This is a genomic window from Streptomyces sp. NBC_01451 (genome assembly GCF_036227485.1).
Lineage (GTDB): Bacteria > Actinomycetota > Actinomycetes > Streptomycetales > Streptomycetaceae > Streptomyces.
In genome coordinates, this window is sequence record NZ_CP109479.1 from 9,337,765 (window position 1) to 9,361,072 (window position 23,308).

Sequence of the window (23,308 nt, forward strand, 5' to 3'; positions counted from 1 at the left end):
GGCCCGCGGTTGCCTGTCAGGAGCCGAGGGTGCGGGCGTAAAGCATGCGGCTGACCGTGTCCGAGCGTTCCAGAAGCGTGGCGCGGACGACGGGAGCGGCCTCCTCGGACGCCTTCTGGGCCCTGTCGACGTACGTGTGGTCGATGGCGTGCGGAGGAAAGAGGTGACTGGTGAAGGTCATCGCGGGGATCAGTCCACCCCGGTGGAGCCGGGCGATGGAGTCCAGGTATTCCTGTGCGTAGGGTGCCAGCAGGCTGTCCTGGCCGGGACGCCAGAAGGCCGTTGCCACATGGCGGACCAGGCTGACGGGGACGGCCCGGTCCACGGCCAGTCGCTGCCAGACCTCCGCTTTCGCCGCGGGGTCGGGCAGGGCTGCCCGTACGGTCAGGGCGCGGACCCAGGCGTCCGGATCCGGGTCGAGTTCGAGCAGGCGGGCGGTATCGGACGAGACGTCCCCGCCCAGTTCCGCCTCGCGCACCAGCGCACGCCAGCGCAGATCCACGTCGTCGCCCGACTGTTCGCGGAGCCAGGCCAGGTCGTCCGCGTCCACCGCGGTACGGGCCAGACCGCGCAGGGCGACCTGACGGCGGCCCGGGTCCGCGGCGAGACATCGGCAGGCCGTCGCCACCGCGGCCGTCAGACCGGCGCGTTCGGCGGGCGGCGCCCACAGTTCGGCGATGTTCGCGGCGAGGTTCAGATACGGCTCGATGACGGCGTCGGACGTCTCGGCGGCCAGGACCGAGGTCATGCACCGCCCGGCTTCGGCCGCCGTGGCCTCGCCGGTCGTGAGCATGTCCCACACGGTGGCCGCGGCCACGCCCCGCGAGATGGCCGTGGGGAGTTCGGCGGCCGCACGCAGCAGCGCGTCCCTGGTCGTGGGGTCGGGCCGGGTCGTGGCGAAGGTCAGGTCGTCGTCATTGACCAGCAGAACGTCCGCCGTCGGCGGGAGGCCGACGACCGGGGTGCGGGCCTGCGTCACCTCGACCCGCACCAGGGCGCCGCGTTGCAGCGCCTCGCCGTTCCTGTCGTACGCCCCCACCGCCAGCACCTGCGGACGCGGCGTGCCGACCGCCACCAGGGTGACCGACTCGCCGTCACGCTCCAGCAGGAAGCGGTCGGTGCCCGCCGTCTCCAGCCAGGCCGTCCGCCAGGTGTCCAGGTCGCGCCCACTTGCCTCGGAGAGAGCGACGATCAGGTCCTGGAGCGTGGTGTTGCCCCATGCGTGGCGGGCGAAGTAGGCGGCCATGCCGACCCTGAAACGCTCCTCGCCGACGTACGTCATCAGCTGCTGGAGAACCGAGGCACCCTTGGGATAGGTGATGTTGTCGAAGATCGACGCGGCCTGGGCGACATCGTGGATGGGCTGGTGGATCGGGTGGGACACGGGGCCCTGGTCGGCCAGGTACGCCGTGAGCTTGTCGCCCACCAGATGACCCGCCCAGGCGTCGGTGTACCGGGTGGCGCGCTCGGCCGCCCAGTGGCAGGCGAACTCCGCGAACGCCTCGTTGAGCCAGAGGTCGTCCCACCAGCGCATGGTGACGATGTTGCCGAACCACATGTGCGCCATCTCGTGCAGCAGCACCTTGGCGAACAGCTCGCGCTCGGCGGGCGTCGGCACGGCCCGCCGAAGGAACGCGTCCGACCAGGTCACGCAGCCGTAGTTCTCCATCGCCCCGCCGAACTCGGGCATGAACACCTGGTCGTACCGGCGCTGCGGGAACGGCATCGCGAAGACCTCGCCGTAGAAGGCGAGGCCCTGACGGGTGAGGGTGAAGATCTCGTCGGCGTCGCGGTCGAGGACCTCGGCCAGCGAACGGCGGGCGTACAGGCCGAGGTCGTGCCCGTCGGTCTCGCGGCGGATCTCGTGGAAGGGGCCCGCGTTGACGACGGTGTTGTACACGGACAGGGGCGGGGTGTCCGGGAAGGTCCAGCGGCGGGCCGAGTCCAGCTCCTCGGTGCGCGCGTCGCCGGAGTTGCTGGTGACGGTCCAGGGGGTCGGGGCCGTGACGGTGAAGGCGTGCGGGGCCTTCAGGTCGGGCTGGTCGAAGCACGCCCACACGAAGCGGGCCTCGTCCGGTTCGAAACTCATCCACACGTAGACCTCGCCGTCCGCGGGGTCGACCGCCTTGTGCACGCCCTCGCCCGTGCTCGTGTCGGCCTGGACGCACTCCACACGCAACACGTTGTGCCCGGCCAGGCCGGGAAGGGGGATACGGCCGCCGTCACCGGTGGGGGTGAGTGCGACACCGTTCAGCGTGGCGCTCAGCACCTGTGCCGCGCAGTCCACGAAGGTCTCCGCGCCCGGCTCACGACAGGTGAACGTCACGGTGGACACGCACCGGACCTCCGGCCCTTCGGGCAGGCCGGTGAGGTCGATGTCCACGTCGTACCGCTCGACCGCCAGCAGCCCGGCCCGGCGCTCGGCTTCGGAACGGGTCAGGCTTCGGATCCCCATGTGTCCTCCCTCGGCAGCCAACGGGCGTCAGCGTACGACGGAGATCGCCGATGAACGCAGCCAATTACCAAGGCCGTTGAGGCGACATGCGGCTGAACGGGGGTTCAGGTGTCGCGCTGCTGCCGCAGGATCGGCTCCCACACCTCAGCGGTGCCCCAGACCGCTTCAGATACAGGTGGGCAGGGTGCTCCCAGGTGAAGTCGATACCGCCGTGGACCTGGATGTCCTGCTCGGCCGCCCGCACAGGCGTCGAGCGGTACGCCACGGCTCCACCTCCAGCAGGACATCGGCCAGGAGGTGCTTCACGGCCTGGCACGAGCCGATGGGCCGCCCGAACTGGTCCCGCACTCCTCGTACATGCGCTGGTCGCAGTCGAAGATGCGTTTGCGCTGTTCGGCCATGGCCGTGGCCTGCGGACCTCACGGGGCTGCTATTCAGTAGGCCTTCTGGAATTATCCAACTGTTTTCAGGAGGCGAGGGGTTGGCCCGGAATGATGGAGGACCGCGGGTCAGTCGGTGAGTTCGAGGACCGTCTTGGGCCCGCCGGCGTTGACGACGTCGTCGGCGCTGGAGATGTGCCGCTGCCAGAGCCTCTCGGCCTCGTCCGCTTTCCCGGCCTCGATCAGGCCGACCAGTCGCACGTGCGCGCGATGTCCCTTGAGCGCCTGGGCCTTCTGCGCCTTGGCATCGGTGGCGCCCACGGCGTACGCGGCGTTCGCCCGGCCGATGATGTTGCGGAGCATGCTGCACAGCAGGATCAGGGTCTGGTTGCCGGTGAGCTCGATCAGGAGGGCGTGGAAGGCGTCCTGCGCGTCGACCAGGCCGAGCGGATCGTCCAGGGTGGCCTTCTCGGCCGCCACGGCGTCACGCAGCCGGGTGATGTCCTCCGAGGTGTGCCTGATGGCGAGCTGCCGGGCACAGGGCGGCTCGATGAGGGCGGCGGCGCGGTGGATGTCCCCGTGTGTGGCGCCGCGGTATTCGAGGATCAGGCCGGCGTAGCGGGCGGCCACGTCCGAGTCCGGTGCGCTCACCCGGGCGCCGCCGTGGGCGCCGCGGCGCACCGTGATCAGGGACTCCGACTCCAGCACGCGGAACGCCTCGCGCAGGGTCGGCCGCGAGATGCCGAACTGCTCCATCAGGCCCGACTCCGGCGGCAGCGCGTCGCCGGGGTTGATCTCGCCCCGGACGATCTGGCGGCGCAGATGCGTGGCGACCAGTTCGGCGGTCTTCGGTACCCGCACCTGGCGTCCGACGCGGCGGGGGGACGGGACGGGCGTGGTCGCCGCTTCTGCTGCACGGGCTGCCTCGGCCACGGCGGAACTCCTTCTCCGAGATATAGCTAAATGAATCGTCTTAGTGTAGGGAGATTACCAGGTGAGGGGTTGGTTGATCTCTGCTTCGCGGCTGCTGGTCCGGTGCCCGGGTCGCCCTTTGGTGTATGGATGATTCATCTGGCCATAAGACTTGCCTGCAAGGTCAACGGGCCCGTTGGAGCGACCTAGATGAACGAGAATCCGGCCCCGGTGATCCTCACCGAGCTCACCGACGACCGAGTCATACTGATCACCCTGAACCGGCCGGAGCGGCACAACTGGCCACGTCGAAGCGCGCCCACGACTACCGCGAAGGCGTACTGACTTCATCGGGCGCCGGCAGCCGGAGTTCGCGGGGCTGGGCGAGAACGTGCCGGAATCGGCGGATGCCCCGTCATCACCCGCGCCGAACTCCCGCTGCACCGCCGTACCGTCGCCGTCACCGCCTACGCCGAGGAAGGCGCCGAGGAGCTCTCGGTCGAGGCGGAGCTGCGCGACGAGCGACCCTGGGCCAAGCAGTCGGAAGCAGGTGTCCAACGGATGGTGCGCGTGGTGCGCGTCCGCCTTCGCGGACATGCGAAGCTTTCCGGACGCCGAGAGCCCGCCCTTCACAGCGGCCCCTCGCGGGCGAGCCCGGGGGAGTGTCCCTGGTAGGCGTGCGGCAGGCGTACTCACGACGGCATACGAGTCGTTCGGGGGACGGCCAGGGCCCTGGTGGCGCGCGCGATCGCTGGCGGCGGCGCTGACGGACGGCGGTGCTGGTCGGCGGTGACGGTATGCGGGGCGGGACGCCTGGCCGCCAGCTCAGTTGGTCGGCCGTCGGTCAGGGAGCTGCGGATGTCGGCAGCCAGGGGCCTCGTCCAGGTCGCACAGGGGCGCGCCGGTGGTGAGGTCTTCGTCGTGGTCGCCCAGCAGTGCGCGGCAGACCGGGGGACCCCGGAAGTCTCCGCCGCCCGGGAGCGTGAGTCTCACACTTCGACCACCTCGACTCCCGCCTCGCGCAGTCGATCGCAGGTCTTCTCCTCCCCGGGGGCGTTGGTCACCACGATGTCGAGCTCCTCCGGACCGCACACCCGGGCCATTCCGGTGCCGGGGAACTTGCCCGCGTCCGCGACCAGTACCACCTGGGCGCTGGCCGCGATCATCGCCCGCTTGACGGGCACCTCGACGGCGGTGGTGTCCAGCACCTGACCGTCGGGGCGAATTCCGCTGGTGCCGAGGAACAGTCGGTCGGCGTGGACCTGCCGCAGGTTGTCCTCGGTGAGGAATCCGACCAGCGAACGGTAGTCGCGCCGCACCACGCCGCCCAGCAGGATCAACTGGACGTCCTTGTCGTCCTGAAGCTCCTCGTATACGGCCAGGTTGCTGGTGATCACGGTCAGGGATCGGCCGTGCAGGTGGCGGGCCACGCGATGAGCGGTGGTGCCAATGTCGAGCAGCACGGACTCGCCGTCCCTGACGAGGTTTGCGCACCAGGCGGCCAGCGCGTCCTTCGCCTCGACCCGTTCGCCTGCCACGTCGGCGAACGGATCGTCCTCGCCCACGACGGGGGCGGCGCCTCCGTAGACCCTCTTGAGCAGTCCCTCGTCCTCAAGTTGCGCCAGGTCGCGCCTGATGGTGGCCTCACTCGCCCCGACCTTCTCGGCCAGGGCGACCACCGACGTGGGCCCGTCCGTGCGCAGGACGCGCAGGATCAGCTGATGTCTTCGGTCAGGGAGCATGCGGCAGACCATACTCGCGAACTCTCCAAACTCAAGCAAAGTCGAGCATGAATGTCTCGATACTCGCTTGACCCTTGTCAAACTCGCGCACCGGGTGCACTCTCTTGCGTAATTCAGAGCCCAGGTCCGGACCCCACTCCGGTCGACCGAGGCGGACGAGCGGCGTACTCCGCCGTCGCGGACGCGTCGGCACCGTCTGAGAGGACCGGGTCGCACAACCCCGGGTGGCTGACGGGTTCCCACCTACGCCGATGCTCTTCAGCCACCCGGCCTCCTGCCGCGCCCCTCCGCGGCCCACGCCTCACAGGTCCTGTCGGACATGCCGGACACGCCGAACCCACTCAAATCCAGGAGAAGAACGTGGACCTTTCCCGCAGACGATTCCTCCAGGCCGCCGCACTGACGGCCGCCGCTGCCGGTGCCACCGCGGCGTGCGGCGGCGGTTCCGGATCGAGCGGCAGCAAGGACAGCAAGAACCTGGCCCTCTGGTACTGGTCGGGCGGCCTGAGCGACAAGGTCGTCGCGGATGCCAAGACGCACTTCTCCGACATCAGCCTCAAGACCTCAGTGGTCGGCGGAGACTTCAAGACCAAGCTGCTCACCGGCCTGAGGGCCGCCCAGTCCGCCCCGGACATCACCGGCGTCAAGGGCGAGGACATCGCGTCCTTCCTGCCGAACGCCGACCGATTCATCGACCTGCGGACCGTCGGCGCCGACAAGCTGGTTCCGCAGTACCTGTCGTGGAAGCTGAAGCAGGCCACCACGCAGGACGGCAAGCTCATCGGCTTCCCGATCGACATCGGCCCGTGTGCCACCTTCTACCGCGAGGACCTCTTCGCGAAGGCGGGGCTGCCCACCGACCCGGCCAAGGTCTCCGCCGAACTGTCCACCTGGGACGACTACTTCAAGGCCGGCGTCGAACTCCACAAGGCGATCCCGAAGACGTACCTGATCAACAACATCGGCTCGGTGTTCTCGATGATGGTCGGCCAGGGAACCCGGCGGTTCATCGACGAGGACAACAAGTTCATCGGCGACCAGGACCACATCCGCACCGCCTGGACCACCGCCGTGAAGCCCTACACCCTCGGTATCGACGCCAAGATCAACGACAACACCTGGAACGCGGCGATCAGCAACGGCGCCCTGGGCACCGAGATAGGAGCCGCCTGGCACGCGCTGGACATCAGCAACGCGGCCCCGGGCACCAAGGGCAACTGGCGGGTGGCGAGCCTGCCGGGAGGGCCGTCCAACCTCGGCGGGTCCTTCCTGGCGATTCCCGCGACCAGCGGGAACCCCGAAGAGGCCTTCAAGATCATCAGCTGGATCCTCAGCCCGGAGAACCAGGCCCGCGGCTTCACCGACGCGGCCCTGTTCCCGACCGCCCCTGCCGCCTACAAGCTGCCTGCGCTGACCGGAGGCGACGCCTTCTTCGGCGGCCAGAAGACCATCGAGATCTTCGGCCCGGCGGCCGAGAAGATCCCCACGGCCTACGAGGCGCCGGCCGACGCGGCGGTCTCCGCCCCCTTCTTCAGCGAGCTGACCAGCATCGAGGCCAAGGGCAAGGACCCCGTCGAGGCCTGGAAGGACGCGGTGAGCCAGGCCAAGCAGATCGCCGAGCGTCAGGGAGTGAAGTGACATGTCGTCAACCCCGGTAGCCGGCCCGGCGCCCACCGGACCGACCTCCGGATCCGACACCGGCCTCGCCGGCCGACCGGCTCCGGACCGCCCGCGCGGCGGTCCGGGCCGGCCCGGCCGAAGGATCCGCCCGGTGTCGGCCGGGACCCGGCCCGGGCCGCGGCGACGGGTCGCCAGGCACTGGCCGCAGTACCTGGCCATCTCGCCGTACTACCTGATCTTCTCGGTCTTCATGCTCTTCCCGGTGCTCTACACCGTGTACCTGGCGTTCCAGAAGTGGGACGGCATAGGGGACATGCACTTCGTCGGGTTCCAGCAGTTCCGCTTCCTGTGGGACGACCCGATCTTCTGGCTGTCCGTGCGCAACACCCTGGTCATCTGGGTGCTGTCCACCGTGCCCATGCTCTGCCTCGCGCTGGTCCTCGCGGTGCTGGTGAACTCCACGAAGCGCTTCACGGCCTTCTACCGGGTCGCCCTGTTCATCCCCAGCATCACGTCGCTGGTGGCCATCGCGATCTTCTTCGGCGCGATCTTCAGCAACAACTTCGGCCTGATCAACGCCATCCTGAGGTCGCTGCACGTGTCGGCCGTGCCCTGGATGAGCAACGAGTGGACGATCAAGCTGGTCATCGCGGCGCTGATGACCTGGCAGTGGACCGGTTACAACGCGATCATCTATCTGGCCGGCCTCCAGGCGATCCCCTCGGAGGTCTACGAGGCCGCCCGGATGGACGGCGCGGGCCCGGCCCGGATCTTCTTCTCCATCACGATCCCGCTGCTGCGGCCCATCATCCTGTTCACCGTGGTGGTGTCCACCGTCACCGGTCTGCAGAGCTTCACCGAACCCCAGGTGCTGTTCGGCAGCGAGGCGGCCACCAACCCCAACTCCGGTGGCCCGGGCCAGGCCGGTCTGACCACCTTGCTGTACTTCTACCACCAGGCCTTCGACAACAACGACTTCGGCTACGGCGCCGCCATCGTCTGGGCCTTCTTCCTGCTGATCCTGCTCATCGTCCTCGTCAACTGGCGTCTGGTGCAGCGTAAGGAGCGACGGCCGTGAACGGCATGAACCGCAAGCGCGTCCGTGGACTGAGCGTCCATGTGGTCCTGATGCTCGGTGTGGTCATCTCGGTGTTCCCGTTCTACTGGATCGTCGTCATGGCGACGAACACCTCGCAGGACATCTACAGCTACCCGCCGAAGCTGTGGTTCGGCGGCAACCTGCTGACCAACATCCAGCACCTGTTCGACAGGATGGATTTCTTCGGGTCGCTGTTCAACACGGTGATCGTCGCGGTCTGTACGACGGCGCTGGTGCTGTTCTTCGACTCGCTGGCCGCGTTCGCCTTCGCCAAGTACGACTTCCCCGGCAAGAAGTTCTTCTTCGGTGTGCTGCTGTCGATGTACCTCCTGCCGACCCAGCTGGCGATCATCCCGCAGTACGAGATCATGGTGCAGCTGGGCTGGCTGGGCACCCTCAAGGCGCTCGTCGTGCCGGCCGCCGCCAACGCCTTCGGCATCTTCTGGATGCGCCAGTACACCACCACCAGCGTCCCCGACGAATTGCTCGACGCCGCCCGCATCGAGGGCGCCGGGTTCTTCCGCCTGTACTGGCACGTGGTGCTGCCGTGCGTCCGCCCGGCCCTGGCGTTCCTCGGCATCTACACCTTCATCGCCGCCTGGAACGACTACATCCTGCCGTTGGTGATGCTGGTCAACCCGGACAGGCTCACCCTCCAGGTGGCGCTGGCCCAGTTGTACGCCGGCCACTCCACCGACTACAGCATGGTGATGGCCGGAGTGCTGCTGTCGGTCATCCCGCTGGTGCTGGTGTTCACCTTCTTCGCCCGCGGTTTCATCGCCGACGCCACCAAGGGGGCCCTGCGCTGACGGCGGCCGGCGAGCCCGGCGGCCGGTGATCAGGCTCGCGGCCCGCGCGGCAGCCCCAGCACCCTCTCCGCGTGCATGTTCCGCCGCACCTGCGAGTGCACGCGCTGCCGGCCCGCCCCTGTTCCGGTCTGACGGGCCCCACGGCGCGGCGGATCCGGTCCACATGCGCGCCCCGCGTCCTCGACCGGCCCGCGCCGTCCTGTGGCAGCGCGCCTCTGGACGTCTTCGGAGGCAGGCACGTCCGCCACCGCTCAACAGGTGGCGGCCACCGCGCGCTGAACTCGATACGGCGCACGATGACCGGACCCGTCGGGCTACAGCAGAGTGAGTATCCGGTGCGACCGGTTCCGTGTGCCGTTCGGTGCCGCGGAGGCTCGCCCGGGCCGGACGACGGCGCATTCCCGGCGGGCCCGGGCCGGTAGGAGCGGCACCTGTCCGGGGGCTGTCCGACGGGACGCGAGTGAGCTGTGCCAAACCCCCTCGCGTGCCCCGTGTTCGTCCATGTATTCCGCTCGGGACGGGTCTTTTCGGGGCGGCCGAGATCCCCGTGCCAGGCTTTGGTTGTCCGACGGAACTGAGTTAATCTTCACCGGATTTTCTCATCCGGCCGTTCATTGAACGGTGGTTTCGCGGTCGGTGAGAGGGCCTTTCACAGGCCCGGGCGCGGGTTCCGAGTCCTCGGCGTGAGGGCTCTTGGGGAGCGGAACGAGGGTGCGCATGAGCAGCAAGATGATCGAGGCCGTCGACCGGGCCCCGGGCGAGCAGGAACTGCGTCAGCTCCTGGCCGGACTGACGGCGGTACGGGACGGTGACTTCGGCACCCGGCTGCCGTCCGACGGGGAAGGCCTCCTCGGCGACATCGCCACGGTTTTCAACGGCATGGTGGACCAGCTGTCCGTGTTCACCTCTGAAGTGACGCGGGTGGCACGCGAGGTGGGCACCGAGGGCACGCTCGGCGGCCAGGCCGAGGTGCCGGGAGTGTCGGGCACCTGGGCCGATCTCACCGACTCGGTCAACGCCATGGCGGGCAATCTGACCACTCAGGTGCGCGACATCGCGCAGGTGGCCACCGCGGTCGCCAGGGGCGACCTGTCGCAGAAGATCGACGTTCCCGCGCGTGGCGAGATCCTGCAGCTGAAGGAGACCGTCAACACGATGGTCGACCAGCTCTCCGCGTTCGCCGACGAGGTCACCCGCGTGGCCCGCGAGGTCGGCAGCGAAGGCCGGCTCGGCGGCCAGGCCCAGGTGCCCGGCGTCGGCGGTGTCTGGCGCGATCTGACCGACTCGGTCAACTTCATGGCGGGCAACCTCACTTCCCAGGTCCGCAATGTCGCCCAGGTGACCACGGCGGTCGCTCAGGGGGATCTCTCGCAGAAGATCACTGTGGATGCGCGTGGTGAGATTCTGGAGTTGAAGAACACCATCAACACGATGGTGGATCAGTTGTCCGGTTTCGCGGACGAGGTCACCCGTGTCGCGCGCGAGGTCGGCACCGAGGGACGGCTCGGCGGCCAGGCCGACGTCAAGGGTGTGAAGGGCACCTGGCGCGACCTCACGGACTCCGTGAACTTCATGGGTGGCAATCTCACCGCGCAGGTCCGCAATGTCGCCCAGGTGGCCACGGCGGTCGCTCAGGGGGATCTCTCGCAGAAGATCACTGTGGATGCGCGTGGTGAGATTCTGGAGTTGAAGAACACCATCAACACGATGGTGGATCAGTTGTCCGGTTTCGCGGACGAGGTCACGCGCGTCGCGCGCGAGGTCGGCACCGAGGGCAATCTCGGTGGACAGGCCATCGTCCGCGGCGCGTCGGGGACCTGGAAGGACCTGACGGACAACGTCAACGTGATGGCGTCGAACCTGACCGGCCAGGTCCGCTCGATCGCCCAGGTCGCCACGGCCGTTGCGCGCGGCGACCTGTCGCAGAAGATCACGGTCGAGGCCAAGGGCGAGGTCGCGGCCCTGGCGGACGTCATCAACACGATGGTCGACACGCTCTCCGCGTTCGCCGCCGAGGTCACCCGTGTCGCCCGCGAGGTCGGTACCGAGGGACGCCTCGGCGGCCAGGCTCACGTGCCGAACGTCGCGGGCACGTGGAAGGACCTCACCGACAACGTCAACTCGATGGCCAACAACCTCACCGGCCAGGTCCGCAACATCGCCCTGGTGACGACGGCCGTGGCCAACGGCGACCTGTCGAAGAAGATCGACGTCGACGCCCGTGGCGAGATCCTTGAGCTGAAGACCACCATCAACACGATGGTCGACCAGCTGTCGTCGTTCGCCGCCGAGGTCACCCGTGTCGCCCGCGAGGTCGGCAGCGAAGGCAGGCTCGGCGGCCAGGCGGAGGTCGAGGGTGTCGAGGGCACCTGGAAGCGGCTGACGGAGAACGTCAACGAGCTGGCCGGGAACCTCACCCGACAGGTCCGGGCGATCGCCGAAGTGACCAGTGCCGTCGCCGAGGGCGACCTGACCCGCTCGATCACCGTGGAGGCGTCGGGCGAGGTCGCCGACCTGAAGGACAACATCAACTCCATGGTGGAGTCCCTGCGGGAGACCACGCGGGCCAACCAGGAGCAGGACTGGCTGAAGACCAACCTCGCCCGGATCTCCGGCCTGATGCAGGGCCACCGCGACCTGCCCGTCGTCGCCGAGCTCATCATGGACGAGCTCGCGCCGCTGGTCTCCGCGCAGTACGGCGCCTTCTACCTCGCCGAGGACACCGCACGTGGACCCGAGCTGCGGCTGGTGGGCTCGTACGGCTATCCCGACGACACCGACCGTCCCGAGCGCATCCCCGTCGGGCGCTCGCTGGTGGGGCAGGCCGCGCGCAACCGCCGCCCCATCAGCGTGGAGGAGCTGCCACCGGGCTACGTCACGATCTCCTCGGGTCTCGGGCAGGCCGTGCCGAGCGCCCTCGTGGTGCTGCCCATCGTGGTCGAGGACCAGGTCCTCGGTGTCATCGAGCTGGGCTCCGTCACCGCCTTCACCCAGATCCACCAGGATTTCCTCGCCCAGCTGATGCCGACCATCGGTGTCAACCTCAACACCATCGTGGCCAACGCCCGTACCGACGAACTGCTGGGGGAGTCCCAGCGACTCACCGGTCAACTCCAGGCACGGTCGGAGGAGTTGCAGGTGCAGCAGGACGAACTCCAGCGCTCCAATGCCGAACTGGAGGAGAAGGCATCCCTGCTGGCCTCGCAGAACAGCGACATCGAGGCCAAGAACCTGGAGATCGAGCAGGCGCGGCAGGAGCTTGAGACGCGCGCGCAGCAACTGGCCCTGGCGTCGAAGTACAAGTCGGAGTTCCTGGCGAACATGAGCCACGAACTGCGTACCCCGCTCAACAGCCTGCTGATCCTGGCCCAGTTGCTGGCGCAGAACCCCTCGCGCAACCTCACGCCCAAGCAGGTCGAGTACGCGGGCATCATCCATTCGGCGGGTTCGGACCTGCTGCAGCTGATCAACGACATCCTCGACCTGTCCAAGGTCGAGGCGGGCAAGATGGACGTTTCTCCCGAGCGTGTACCTCTGCGCAAGCTGCTGGAGTACGTCGAGGCGACGTTCCGGCCGATGACGACGCAGAAGAGTCTGGACTTCACGGTGGCCACCGCCCCGGGCACACCCGCGGACCTGCTCACCGACGACTCCCGGCTGCGCCAGATCCTGCGCAACCTCCTGTCGAACGCGGTGAAGTTCACCGAAGAGGGCGGCGTCGCCCTGCGTATCGAACCCGCCGGGGACCGGGAGGTGCCCACGGGCGTTCTCCGCGGTGGTCCCGTCGTGGCCTTCCGGGTGAAGGACACCGGTATCGGCATCCCCCAGCAGCAGCTGGAGACGATCTTCGGGGCCTTCCAGCAGGCGGACGGCACCACCAGCCGCAAGTACGGCGGCACCGGTCTCGGCCTGTCGATCACCCGGGAGATCGCCCATCTGCTGGGCGGCGCCGTCACGGTGGACAGCACGCCCGGTCAGGGCAGTACCTTCACCCTCTACCTCCCCGTGGCACGAGCCGACTTCGAGGAGGTGCTCGACGGCGGCGGCCAGCCGACGGAGCACCCGCGGGCCACCGGCCGGGAGCTCCCGCCTACGTCCCGCCCGGACGCGGCTCCCCCCGCCGCACCCGAACAGCGCCGACGCCGTCTGCTCGTCGTGGAGGACCGTCCGCGCGGACTGCTGACCCTCGTCGCCGAACGGGCGGTCGCGGACCTCGCGCCCGACGACGACCAGCTCGGGGCGATCGACATCATCACGGCGATCGGGGCGCAGGAGGCGGCGAGCATACTGGCCGCCGAGCCCTGCCACTGCGTGGTCCTGGAACTGGGCATGCCCGACGACGAGGGCGCGCGTCTGCTGGAGGCCATGGAGGGTGACTCGGCGCTGGCCAGCGTGCCCATTCTGGTGCACACCGGTCATCGTGTGGACCTGGCGCACGAGCAGACGTTGCGTTCCCGTGCGGACGGCCGCCCGCTGGACTTTCTCTCCAGCCTGGACGAGCTGCGCGAACGGATCACCCTGCACCTGTCCGCAGAGGAGCCGGGGGACGTGCTGTCCCTGGTCCGCGGCGAGGAGTCCCAGCGCCCGGCCGCACAGGTCGTCGACGGCGCGTTCCTCGGCCGTACGGTGCTCGTGGTCGACGACGACGCGCGCAACCTCTTCGCGCTGAGCGGCATGCTGGAGCTCCACGGTTTCCACGTTCTGCACGCCGACAACGGCCGCAAGGGCATCGAGATGCTGCTCGCCCATCCGGACATCTCGGTGGTCCTGATGGATGTGATGATGCCGGAGATGGACGGTTACAGCGCCACCGCGGAGATCCGGTCGATGCCCCAGTACGCCGATCTGCCCATCATCGCCGTCACCGCGAAGGCCATGCCCGGCGACCAGGAGAAGAGCCTCGCGTCGGGCGCGAACGACTACGTCACCAAGCCGGTCGACACCAACGACCTCATCGGCCGCGTCCGACGCTGGCTGTCCGTATGACGGGGAGCCACACCGCCGTGCGTACCAGCAGACCGCGTGGTGTCCCCGGACACCCGAGCCGAGGAACAGGTCAACCGTGAGCAACGCCCAGCCGCCGGCCGAGCCGCAGGACACCGGGGCTTCGACGAGCGAGCCGCCCGCCGGGGATCCGACGGCGGACATCGATCCGCTCGGCGACAACCCACCGCACTTGATGCGCGCCGCCAGCGGCGACGGGCAGGCCACGACCGGTACGAAGGACGAAGCCGGAGAAGACGGGGAAGCCAGGGAAACCGGGGAGGACGGGGAAGGCCCGGAGGGGCTGTCTTCGCCCGTCGGCAGGCTCGCGGCGACAGTGGAACGTCTGCGCCGTGAGGTGCAGACGGCCCAGGCTGAAGCGGACGGACGTGCCCTGATCGAGTTGGCCAAGGGCATCCTCGTCGAGCGGCTCGGGTGCGGGCCGTCACAGGCGGCACGGCAACTCGCGGAGCTGACCGAGCAGGCAGGCGTCACACCGCTCGAATTCGCCGTCGAGGTCATCAACCAGGCCGCGCGTGACCGGCTCTCCGACGTGACGACCACCTTCCTCGAGACGACGACGGACCACAGCGACGCCACCGGCCGACCGAAGGAGGGCTCGTTCGCCGTACGGCTGCGGACCGCCGAGAGCGGCGCCCTGGCCGCCCACGACAGCCAGGCCGTGGCCGACTCCCTGCTGGAACACGCCCTGACGCCGCTCGGCGCGGAAGCCGTGGCCATCTGGGCGCTGGGCGCCGACGGCTCCCTCACCCTGGCGGGCAGCGCCGGCTTCCCGGCCACGGAGGCAGCACGCTGGCGGTACGTGCCGCCCGGCGTCGTGACGGTGGCCCGTCGCGGACTCGGTGAGCGGACCGGCCAGTGGATCGGCTCCCTGTCGGAGACCGGCCTGCCCTCCATCGGCCGGTCCCACCACCCCGACGGCGGCCGGGTCGCCCTGCCCGCGGGCACCGGTGGCCGGATCCACGGAGTGCTGGAAATCGTCTGGCCCACACCGCTGGGACCCCAGCCCCCGCAGATCGTCCGCCAGGTCGAGGCCCTCGCGGAGCTGTGCGCGCACACGCTGGAGACCTGCGCCCCGCACCACACCGACAACGATCCGCGCCCCGGGGTCCTGCCGGACGTGGCCGAACTGATGGACCTGGCCGACGGCCTCCACGACCCCGCGCTGGTGCTCGTTCCGCACCTGGACGACACCGGGGAACTGGTCGACTTCCGCATCCACCACGTCAACGCCTGCTTCCTCGACCCGGCCGGCAGACCGCGAGGCGCCGTCAACGGAGCCCTGCTCCTGGAGACGTATCCGATGGCCGCGGGCGAGAGCGAACTGTTCGAGCAGATCGAGCGGGTGTATGCCACGGGCGAGCCGTTCCGTGCCCGCCGCGTGCGGCTCACAGCTCTGCTGGACGACGTCCCGCTGGCCACGGTCGCCGACATCAGCGTCAGCCGGCACGGTGGCAGCGTCCTCCTCGTCTGGCGCACCGAGGACGAGACCGCACGGCTGGCGAGCCTGTTGCAGCACGCCCAGCGCCTCGGCCGCATCGGCGGTTTCGAGGAGAACCTCCTCACCGGCGAGATCACCTGGAACGGCCAGCTCTTCAGCCTCTACGGCAAGCCCTCCGTCAGCGGCCCGGTCCCGCTGGAGGAGCTGCCCGCCCACGCCCACCCCGACGACGCCGTCGCCATCGGCAGGTTCCTGCGCACCCTGCTGCACCACCGTCGCCCCGCGTCCGCGGCCTTCCGGCTCCAGCGGCCCGACGGCGTGACCCGGCACATCCGTGTCGTGGCCGAGCCGGTCCTCGACTCCGACGGCCGGCTTTTCGTCGTCCGGGGCGCCTACCAGGACATCTCCGCGCACCACTGGACGGAGGTCGCCCTCGCCGCGACCCGCGACCAACTCGCCCACTCCGAGCAGCAGTCGAGCGAACGCAACCGGCTCACCCTCCAGCTCCAGCACGCGATCATGCCCCCCTCGCAGGCCCCGTTGGAGGCCCCCGGACTGCGCGTGGCCGTTCGCTATCGGCCCGCGGAGACCCAGCACCTGGTGGGCGGCGACTGGTACGACGCGGTCGTGCTGCCGTCCGGGCTGGTGCTGCTGTGTGTGGGAGACGTCGCCGGACACGGCATAGAGGCGGCCACCAGCATGGTCGTTCTGCGCAACGCGCTGCGCGGACTCGCCGTTACGGGCGCCGGACCGGGCCAGTTGCTGTCCTGGCTCAACATGGTCACGCACCATCTGACCGGCGTCGTCACCGCCACGGCGGTCTGCGGTCTGTACGACCCCGACCGCCACACCCTGCGCTGGGCCAGGGCGGGCCACCTGCCGCCCGTCCTGGTGCGCGGCAACGAAGCGACACCGCTGCCCTTGGTCGCAGGCCTGCTGCTCGGCGCGCTGCCCGAGGCGACGTACGAGGAACACGAGGTCCAACTGGCCGTCGACGACACCTTGCTGATGTACACGGACGGCCTGATCGAACGCCGTGACCGGTCCGTCGAGGAATCGCTGGCCCAGCTGCTGCTGGCCGCGCGCACGGTACCGCCCACCCTCGACCAGCAGTTGGACCGCCTGCTCACCTACAGCAAGTCCGACACGGACGACGACACCTGCATCGTGGGTGTCCAGGTCATCTAGGAGCGATCGCGCAGGCGGACTCGCGCGCAGGCACGTCGATCGGCGGCCTCCAGCCGGCCCTGACGGGCAAGGAACCGGTCTCCGGCACGTCTGCGACCGCGGCTGGTGGGCACACGATGTGTACGAGGCGGGTTCGGACGACACGAAGGGGAAGCCGTGGCGGTCAAGGCGATGGGCTGGGCGCACCCGTTTCCCGTGTCGGGAGGCGTGCGCGCCGGACGGCGGTGGACGCGAAGGCAGTTGGAGTCCCTCCCCTGGACCGCCGCCGAGCCCGAGACGGTGGACGCTGTCGTCCTGACAGTGTCCGAACTGCTCACCAACGCACATGTCCACGCGCACAGCGACGCGCAGCTGATCCTCACCTGGGACGGCTACTGCCTCCATGTGAGTGTCCATGACGACGACCCGACGCTGCCGCGCCGACGTACGCCGCAGGCGGGCGAGACCTCCGGTCGAGGAGTGGAGATCGTGCGGATGCTCGCTGACGAGATGCAGGTGAAGTGTCAGCGGCACGGCAAGACAGTGTGGGCGTGCTTCCGCCCGGCGGGCACCCACCGGCCGGGCGTCGGCTGAGCGGTGACCCATGTTCGTGAAGTCACCTTCTGGATGTAGCGCGCCGGTCCACTCACTGATCGTTCCTTGCGCCTACGGGCGGTCCGCGCCGTCCCCACCGGCCGTGGGAGGCGGCGTCGTGCTGTGCGGGACGCGGCGGGCACGGGTGATGCCCCATCCCACCAGCGCCGCGGCCAGGACCGTGAGGGAGAGGCCGGCCCAGGTGACCGCCTCGCGGAACTCCGCGGTCTGGTGGGTGCTCCAGTTCGATGTGGCGACATCGCCGGTGAAGAGCGCCGCGAGGACGGTCCCGCTGACGGCGATGCCGACCCCGGTGGTCACTTCGCTCGCTGTGTCCACCAGCGCAGCTCCGATGGTGGTGCGATCGGCCGGGAGGCCGCGCATCACGTTGGTCCCGGCGACGACACCAACGACGCGCATTCCGGCGGCGACGAGCACGAGCGCGAGGGCGATCCACACGTACCCGAAGCGGCCCAGCAGCCCGTAGACGGCGAGCCCGCACACGACGGCACCGGCGCTGAGCCAGGCGGCCTTGTCGAGACCGACGCGCTTCACCAGCGGACCGATGAGAGCGCCGCCGCCGATGAGCACGACGACCTGGGGCAGCATTCCCACAGCCGCCCGGGCGGGTGTCCAGCCCCGGTCGAGTTGGAGCTGCAGCGTCACGAGATAGCCGAGGCCGGCGGTCGCGAGGCCTGCGGCGGCCTTGAACGCCAGACCGCTCGACACGAGTGGGCGAGCTACGAGTTCGAGGTCGAGCAGCGGATAGCGGGCCGTACGCTCGCGTACGACGAACAGCACCGCCGTCACGATGGCCGTGACCGTGGCCAGCCACGGGAGAGGTGACGCGGCGCCAGCGTCGACGAACAGTGTCGGTGCGACCAGCGCGAGCACGATCGTGACCGTGCCGAGCAGCGCACCCGCGCCGTCGAGCGGGTCGCGGTGCAGGTCGTCCGCCTCGTCAGCGGGGATGCCGCGTCGAATGCCGAGGAAGGCGAAGGCGGCGATCGGCACGTTCACCAGCAGCAGCACCTGCCACGGCGCGAACGCGAGCACGAAACCACCTGCCGTCGGCCCGAACCCGAGTCCGACCAGACCCACGGTAGAGATCAACGTCGTCGCACGGACGCGGAGGGCGTCTTCGTCGAACAGGCGGAACGCCAAGGCGAGGGAGCCCGGCGTCGTCATCGCGGCCGCGACGCCCATCGCCGCGCGGATCACAATGAGTTGCTCCGCCGTGGTGACGAACGCGGTTGCCAGACTCGCCGCCCCCAGCAGCACCAGCCCGATCAGCATGACCTTGCGTCGGCCGACCCGGTCGGCCAGCGCGCCGAGGGCCAGCATCAGCCCGCCGAACACGACGGCGTACACGCCGGTGACCCACTGCAGCACAGCCGTCGATGCCGACAGCTCGCGGCCGATCGTCGGCAGCGCGACGTTGAGGATCGAGTTGTCGAGCATTTCGAACAGAAACACCGCTGACAGTCCTGCCAGGGCTACCCCCGCTTCGCGGAGGGAGTGCGGCGAGCCGGAGGTTTCGGTCGGGGCGCCGACATTCCCGACAGCTCCATTACGGCGGACATTCACTGCGCACTCCTTCGACGTGAAGAAGTGGCGGATCGTCCGATGCCGCGTGTGCGCGTGTGGCCCCTGCTCCGTCAACCGGCGTCGATGTCCAGCAGTGAACACACGTTTTTACTTCGAGTGCTCCGACGATACACCCGGCCTGGACGGCACGGCACGGTGCGTCGCTGCGCTGTGCTCCCGCAGAGTCCTGCTCGACGCCCGACCCCGACCACCCGGAGGCGCGGCACAACGAAGGGCCCCCGCACGGACGTTACGTGCGGGAGCCCTTCGTGTTCGCCTGGGTGCAGGGGGCGTCAGGAAGCGGGTGCCGCCGACAGCACGTGATCGGCGGCCTTGTCGGTGCTCAGGCAGAGGGAGCAGACGACGGCGTCGTGTGTCCGGCAGGCGGCCACGTCGGGGCGCTCGAACTCCTGTCGGCACACATGGCACTCGTACGTCACGGCGCTGGGGTTCCCGTCCCCGTCCAGGAGCGGCTCGTTGATGCCGTCGTCGGTGCGGCGAAGGTAGTACTTGCCCTTGGTGACGATCGCCATGAGCGGGGTGAGGACGAACGCGATGACGGCCGCAGCGACGGGGGAGTACGGCTGGAGGGTGTCGCCCAGGGCGTGGAAGTACATGGCGATGGACAGCCCGGACGCGGCGACGAAGGCCACCACGCCCACCGGGTTGACCGCGTAGAGCATGCCCCGGCGGAACTCGGGCTGGAGCGGCGACAGTTTCAGCAGGTACTTGTTGATGCCGATGTCGGTGGCGACGGTCACGACCCAGGCGATGGCGCAGTTCGAGTAGAAGCCGAGGATGTCGTTGAGGAAGCTGAACATGTCGGCTTCCATCAGGGTGAGTGCGAAGCCCAGGTTGACCAGGACGAAGATCATGCGGCCGGGGTAGTGCTTGGTGACGCGGGTGAAGGAGTTGGTCCACGCCAGTGAGCCGGAGTAGGCGTTGGTGACGTTGATCTTGATCTGGCTGATGACGACGAGGGCCACGGCCAGTGGGAGCACGAGCCAGGACGGCATCATCGCGTCGAAGGCGCCCTTGAACTGCTGGATCGGCTCGGGGGCGGCGTCGGCACCGACCTTGGCGAGGATGTAGACGGCGAGAAAGACACCGATGGCCTGCTTGAGCGCGCCGAGTACCACCCATCCGGGGCCGGCCATGACCACGGCCGTCCACCACGTGCGCTTGTTCGCCTCGGTCTTGGGCGGCATGAAGCGCAGGTAGTCGATCTGCTCACCGATCTGCGCGATCAGCGAAAGACACACCCCCGCGCCCAGCAGCACGGACGCGGTGTTGATCCCGCCCTCGCCGTCGGTGCCGGCGTAGGACAGGAACCGGTCGATGGTCCCGGGGTCGGTGGTGATGAGGTAGACGAGCGGGGCGATCATCAGTACCAGCCACACCGGGGTGGTCCACACCTGGAGCTTGCTGAGTGCCTTCATGCCGTAGATGACCAGGGGGATGACCATCAGGGTGGAGAGGGCGTAGCCCAGCCAGAGCGGCAGTCCGAGGCCCAGTTTCAGGCCCTGGGCCATGATGGAGCCTTCGAGGGCGAAGAAGATGAAGGTGAAGCTGGCGAAGATGACGCTGGTGAGGACCGAGCCGTAGTAGCCGAAGCCGGAGCCGCGGGTGATCAGGTCCAGGTCGATGTTGTAGCGGGCACCGTAGTAGGCGAGCGGGAAACCGGTGAGGAAGATGACCACCGCCGCGACGGCGATCGCCACGAGCGCGTTGCCGGTGCCGTGGGCCAGACCGATGCCGGCGCCGATGGAGAAGTCGGCCATGTAGGCGATGCCGCCGAGTGCGGTCGTCGCCACCACCATCGGTGTCCAGCGGCGGTAGCTGCGGGGCGCGAAACGGAGGGTGTAGTCCTCCAGCGTCTCCTTGGCAGCCTGGTCGGGACTCGGCGCCGCCCTCTGCTCCGGTCCCGGCTCGGTTGCTTCTGCCAGTCGTGGTTCGGTGCTCATACCGCGCCTCCTTGCTGCGGGTCGGGGACTGCTGTGGGGTTGCCTCACGTCGGAGGTGGAGGCGCGGAGCGCGAAGCGGAGGCGGGACCGCCGTGCGGAGCCTGTGGGGCGGGCGATCCGCTCGCTTCGGGTCGCCTCAGAAAGGTCTCAGGCGAGATCGCGTGGACCCGCGCGCCGTGCGGGCCTTGCGGTGGATCCGGCGGGCGGCCGGGCACGTCGAGACTCTCGTGTCCATGACAGGGGACGTTAGGAGTCGGTCGTTACCCCGCCATACTTCCTGGATGTAGGAAATGTTTCTGAAGGCTCTCGGAGAACGGCCGTCGGCCCCTGCGGGCCAGGTGAGGGGCAGTCCACAAGTCCTGCGCCCAAGGTGTCGCAGGTGACGGGGGCGCTGTCGACCGGCTGAAGGTGTTGTCTCCGATGCCGAGGCGGGCCGCCGCCCCTGTGGCCCTGCTCTTCGACCACCTCACCGACGAAACGCTGTTACGCCGCGCAGCGGACGGTGGCACGGCAAACAGCTAGGTCAACAGTGCCTGAGCCCGCAGCAGGGGGCCGCGGGCAAGGTCCACCGCAAGCCCTTGCCCGCGTCGAGCCACGCCCTGTCCCGGCTGGGCGGTGAGCGTGGCGCAGTCTTCGGCGGCGCGCCGGCAGGCCGTCTGCCGCACGAGGAAAACCGCTTGTCCCAGCCGGTACGTCTCGGCCGTCGCTCGCCGAGGCCACGCATCAAGACCCCGGCCCGGGGCACTCGGGGCTGTGGGCGCACATCGAGAGCCCACAGCATGGGGAGGACATCGTGACGTCGTCCAATACGCGGGGGCGCGGCCAGGCCGTGAAGTCCGCGGCGCGTTCCACTGAGCGCGAGACGCTGACCGCCGCAGGCCGGGCGGGTTTCGTCGCGCGTGGCATCGTGTACGTACTGATCGGGCTGCTCTCCATCCGGATCGCTGTCGGGAGCGGCGGCGGCCAGGCGGACCGGCAGGGCGCGCTGCACGAGATCGCGACGCAGCCCTTCGGGAAAACGATGCTGTGGGCCCTGGTGGTGGGCTTCGCGGCCATGGCGCTCTGGCGGGCATCCCGAGCCGTGCTCACCCGGGGACCCCGGCGGAAGGCGGGTGCGCGACTCCTCGACGGTGGCCGGGCGGTCTTCTACGCCTCCGTCTGCTGGGCCACGGCGGTGTACGCGGCCGGCGGCGGCCAGGGCTCCAGCAGCAACGAGCAGTCGCAGGACTGGACGGCATCGGCGCTGGAACTGTCGTACGGCCAGGTGCTGGTGGGGGCCGCGGGCTGTCTCCTGATCGGCGTCGGCGTGGTGCTCGCCGTCCGGGCGGCCATGCGTAGCTTCCTGCGCCAGATGGACACCGCCTCCATGAGCGGTCGTACGAAGCAGGTCGTCACCGCTCTGGGTGTGGGTGGAGGCGTGGCGCGTGGCGTGGTGTTCGCCGCGGCTGGTGTCTTCGTCCTGGTCGCAGCAGTGCGCTTCGACCCCGACGAGGCCAAGGGCATGGACGCGACGCTCCGGAGTTTCGCGCAGACACCGGCGGGACCGTGGCTCCTCGTCGGCGTCGCGGTCGGGCTGATCCTCTTCGGCGTCTTCTCCTTCGCCTCGGCCCGCTGGCGCCGGCTGTGAAGGGGGCTGAGGCGGCGGTGGCGGTGCGGGAGGAACTCGCGCAGCTGCTCGGGGGCGCCGGAGGCCTCGGGCCGACCAGGGGCCAGTCCGAGCAGGCGCTGTACGCCGACACCCCCGTACCGCCCTCGTCCTCAGCAGCCACCGGAAGTGGTCTTCACTGAGAAGACGTTGCTGACCGGCCCCTTCCTCCCGACGCTCGGCGGACGAGTCGGCTAACGCGCCACGCGGTAGCGGAGGTAGACGAATTTCGAGCTGAAGGTACGGGTCTCCACGAGTTCGAGATCCGCCCGGCGCTCGTTTCGGGGAAAGAACGGAATGCCGCCGCCGACGAGTACCGGGTGGACCACGACCCGGTACTCGTCGATCAGACCCGACGCGGACGCCTCGGCGGCGAGAGTCGCGCCGCCGATCGCGATGTCGCCTTCCCCCGGCTCGGCCCGCAACCGCTCGATCTCCTCTGCCAGGCTGCCGGAGGCCAGGCGGGCGGTGCCCTGCACCGATGACAGCGTGTGGGAGAACACCACCTTCGGGAGCGGATTCCAGAGCGCGACCCATTCACGCTCGGAGTCGTCGAGCGGGGAATTCTGCTCGGCGGTCTCCCAATACAGCATCGTCTCGTACAGCCGTCGCCCCAAGAGGTGGACGCCGACCTCTCGAATCTCGTCGATCCAGAAGCGAAATACCTCCTCGTCGGGCGCCGTCCAGTTGAAGTCGCCATCCGGCCCGACGATGTAGCCGTCAAGTGAGATGCCCATCGAATAGGTCACGCTGCGCATGCGAAATCCTCCTCGGTATCGGGTTCGACAGTACGACTGCCGGACCTCGCAGGACTCATCGCGGTTCGAGAAACTTTCTGGGCCGGGTCACCTCACGAGAGCATTTCGTCCAGGAAATCTCAGTGACCGCG

At 69.1% G+C, this 23,308-nt stretch carries 16 protein-coding genes and 1 pseudogene; 9 read left to right on the forward strand and 8 right to left on the reverse strand.

Annotated features, from left to right (window positions below):
- Positions 1–16: 16 nt before the first annotated feature.
- The 3 genes and pseudogenes from pepN to OG595_RS41320 form a co-directional block, all read right to left on the reverse strand.
- A complete protein-coding gene (pepN, locus tag OG595_RS41310) occupies positions 17–2,455 on the reverse strand; it encodes an aminopeptidase N (protein WP_329281377.1) in 2,439 nt (812 codons plus the stop codon).
- A 64-nt stretch (positions 2,456–2,519) separates the two neighbouring features.
- Positions 2,520–2,800: pseudogene (locus OG595_RS41315) on the reverse strand (hypothetical protein); the annotation flags it as partial.
- A 164-nt stretch (positions 2,801–2,964) separates the two neighbouring features.
- Positions 2,965–3,768, reverse strand: a complete 804-nt coding sequence (locus OG595_RS41320) for a FadR/GntR family transcriptional regulator (RefSeq protein ID WP_329281379.1) — start codon at positions 3,766–3,768, stop codon at positions 2,965–2,967.
- A gap of 189 nt (positions 3,769–3,957) precedes the next feature.
- Between OG595_RS41320 and OG595_RS41325 the strand changes: the two genes are divergently transcribed.
- Positions 3,958–4,092, forward strand: coding sequence for a hypothetical protein (locus OG595_RS41325; protein ID WP_329281381.1), 135 nt, complete (start codon positions 3,958–3,960; stop codon positions 4,090–4,092).
- A gap of 480 nt (positions 4,093–4,572) precedes the next feature.
- Here OG595_RS41325 and OG595_RS41330 read toward each other — a convergent pair whose 3' ends face one another.
- Complete coding sequence (locus tag OG595_RS41330) at positions 4,573–4,740, reverse strand: hypothetical protein (RefSeq protein ID WP_329281383.1); 168 nt, start codon at positions 4,738–4,740, stop codon at positions 4,573–4,575.
- Positions 4,737–5,528: a DeoR/GlpR family DNA-binding transcription regulator gene (locus OG595_RS41335; RefSeq protein WP_443073300.1), complete on the reverse strand. Its 792-nt coding sequence runs from the start codon at positions 5,526–5,528 to the stop codon at positions 4,737–4,739. Before OG595_RS41335 ends, OG595_RS41330 begins: the two co-directional genes overlap by 4 nt.
- A gap of 321 nt (positions 5,529–5,849) precedes the next feature.
- Here OG595_RS41335 and OG595_RS41340 point away from each other — a divergent pair, with 321 nt between their 5' ends.
- The 6 genes from OG595_RS41340 to OG595_RS41365 all read left to right on the forward strand — a co-directional run bounded on the left by OG595_RS41340 (position 5,850) and on the right by OG595_RS41365 (position 17,223).
- On the forward strand, positions 5,850–7,127 hold the full coding sequence (locus OG595_RS41340; RefSeq protein WP_329281386.1) for an extracellular solute-binding protein: 1,278 nt from the start codon (positions 5,850–5,852) through the stop codon (positions 7,125–7,127).
- 133 nt (positions 7,128–7,260) lie between these two features.
- Entirely contained in the window at positions 7,261–8,187 is a 927-nt protein-coding gene (locus OG595_RS41345; RefSeq protein WP_329281388.1) for a carbohydrate ABC transporter permease, read from the forward strand.
- Positions 8,188–8,192: 5 nt separating this feature from the next.
- Positions 8,193–9,017, forward strand: coding sequence for a carbohydrate ABC transporter permease (locus OG595_RS41350; RefSeq protein WP_329283587.1), 825 nt, complete (start codon positions 8,193–8,195; stop codon positions 9,015–9,017).
- A 717-nt stretch (positions 9,018–9,734) separates the two neighbouring features.
- The gene (locus OG595_RS41355; protein ID WP_329281390.1) at positions 9,735–14,003 is read left to right on the forward strand and encodes a HAMP domain-containing protein; all 4,269 of its coding nucleotides are present in this window, start codon (positions 9,735–9,737) and stop codon (positions 14,001–14,003) included.
- Between the two features lie 193 nt (positions 14,004–14,196).
- A complete protein-coding gene (locus OG595_RS41360) occupies positions 14,197–16,650 on the forward strand; it encodes a SpoIIE family protein phosphatase (protein WP_443073385.1) in 2,454 nt (817 codons plus the stop codon).
- A 156-nt stretch (positions 16,651–16,806) separates the two neighbouring features.
- On the forward strand, positions 16,807–17,223 hold the full coding sequence (locus OG595_RS41365; RefSeq protein WP_329281394.1) for an ATP-binding protein: 417 nt from the start codon (positions 16,807–16,809) through the stop codon (positions 17,221–17,223).
- A 72-nt stretch (positions 17,224–17,295) separates the two neighbouring features.
- On the opposite strand, the gene OG595_RS41370 is transcribed toward OG595_RS41365, so the two are convergent.
- A complete protein-coding gene (locus OG595_RS41370; protein ID WP_329281396.1) occupies positions 17,296–18,699 on the reverse strand; it encodes an MFS transporter in 1,404 nt (467 codons plus the stop codon).
- A gap of 404 nt (positions 18,700–19,103) precedes the next feature.
- On the reverse strand, positions 19,104–20,774 hold the full coding sequence (locus tag OG595_RS41375; RefSeq protein WP_329281398.1) for a purine-cytosine permease family protein: 1,671 nt from the start codon (positions 20,772–20,774) through the stop codon (positions 19,104–19,106).
- A 793-nt stretch (positions 20,775–21,567) separates the two neighbouring features.
- On the opposite strand from OG595_RS41375, the gene OG595_RS41380 reads away from it, so the two are divergent.
- Together OG595_RS41380 and OG595_RS41385 are read left to right on the forward strand one after the other, a co-directional pair.
- Positions 21,568–22,401 (forward strand): DUF1206 domain-containing protein, encoded by an 834-nt coding sequence (locus OG595_RS41380; RefSeq protein ID WP_329281400.1) that lies wholly within the window; start codon positions 21,568–21,570, stop codon positions 22,399–22,401.
- Complete coding sequence (locus OG595_RS41385) at positions 22,398–22,562, forward strand: hypothetical protein (RefSeq protein ID WP_329281401.1); 165 nt, start codon at positions 22,398–22,400, stop codon at positions 22,560–22,562. The genes OG595_RS41380 and OG595_RS41385 overlap by 4 nt, the downstream gene beginning before the upstream one ends.
- 51 nt (positions 22,563–22,613) lie before the next feature.
- On the opposite strand, the gene OG595_RS41390 is transcribed toward OG595_RS41385, so the two are convergent.
- Complete coding sequence (locus tag OG595_RS41390) at positions 22,614–23,177, reverse strand: dihydrofolate reductase family protein (protein ID WP_329281402.1); 564 nt, start codon at positions 23,175–23,177, stop codon at positions 22,614–22,616.
- Positions 23,178–23,308: the final 131 nt, after the last annotated feature.

Coding starts and splice junctions, on each gene's coding strand:
- pepN (WP_329281377.1), bottom strand. CDS start 2,455: ATGGGGATCCGAAGCCTGACCCGTTCCGAAGCCGAGCGCCGGGCCGGG.
- OG595_RS41390 (WP_329281402.1), bottom strand. CDS start 23,177: ATGCGCAGCGTGACCTATTCGATGGGCATCTCACTTGACGGCTACATC.
- OG595_RS41350 (WP_329283587.1), top strand. CDS start 8,193: ATGAACCGCAAGCGCGTCCGTGGACTGAGCGTCCATGTGGTCCTGATG.
- OG595_RS41325 (WP_329281381.1), top strand. CDS start 3,958: ATGAACGAGAATCCGGCCCCGGTGATCCTCACCGAGCTCACCGACGAC.
- OG595_RS41355 (WP_329281390.1), top strand. CDS start 9,735: ATGAGCAGCAAGATGATCGAGGCCGTCGACCGGGCCCCGGGCGAGCAG.
- OG595_RS41360 (WP_443073385.1), top strand. CDS start 14,197: ATGCGCGCCGCCAGCGGCGACGGGCAGGCCACGACCGGTACGAAGGAC.
- OG595_RS41375 (WP_329281398.1), bottom strand. CDS start 20,774: ATGAGCACCGAACCACGACTGGCAGAAGCAACCGAGCCGGGACCGGAG.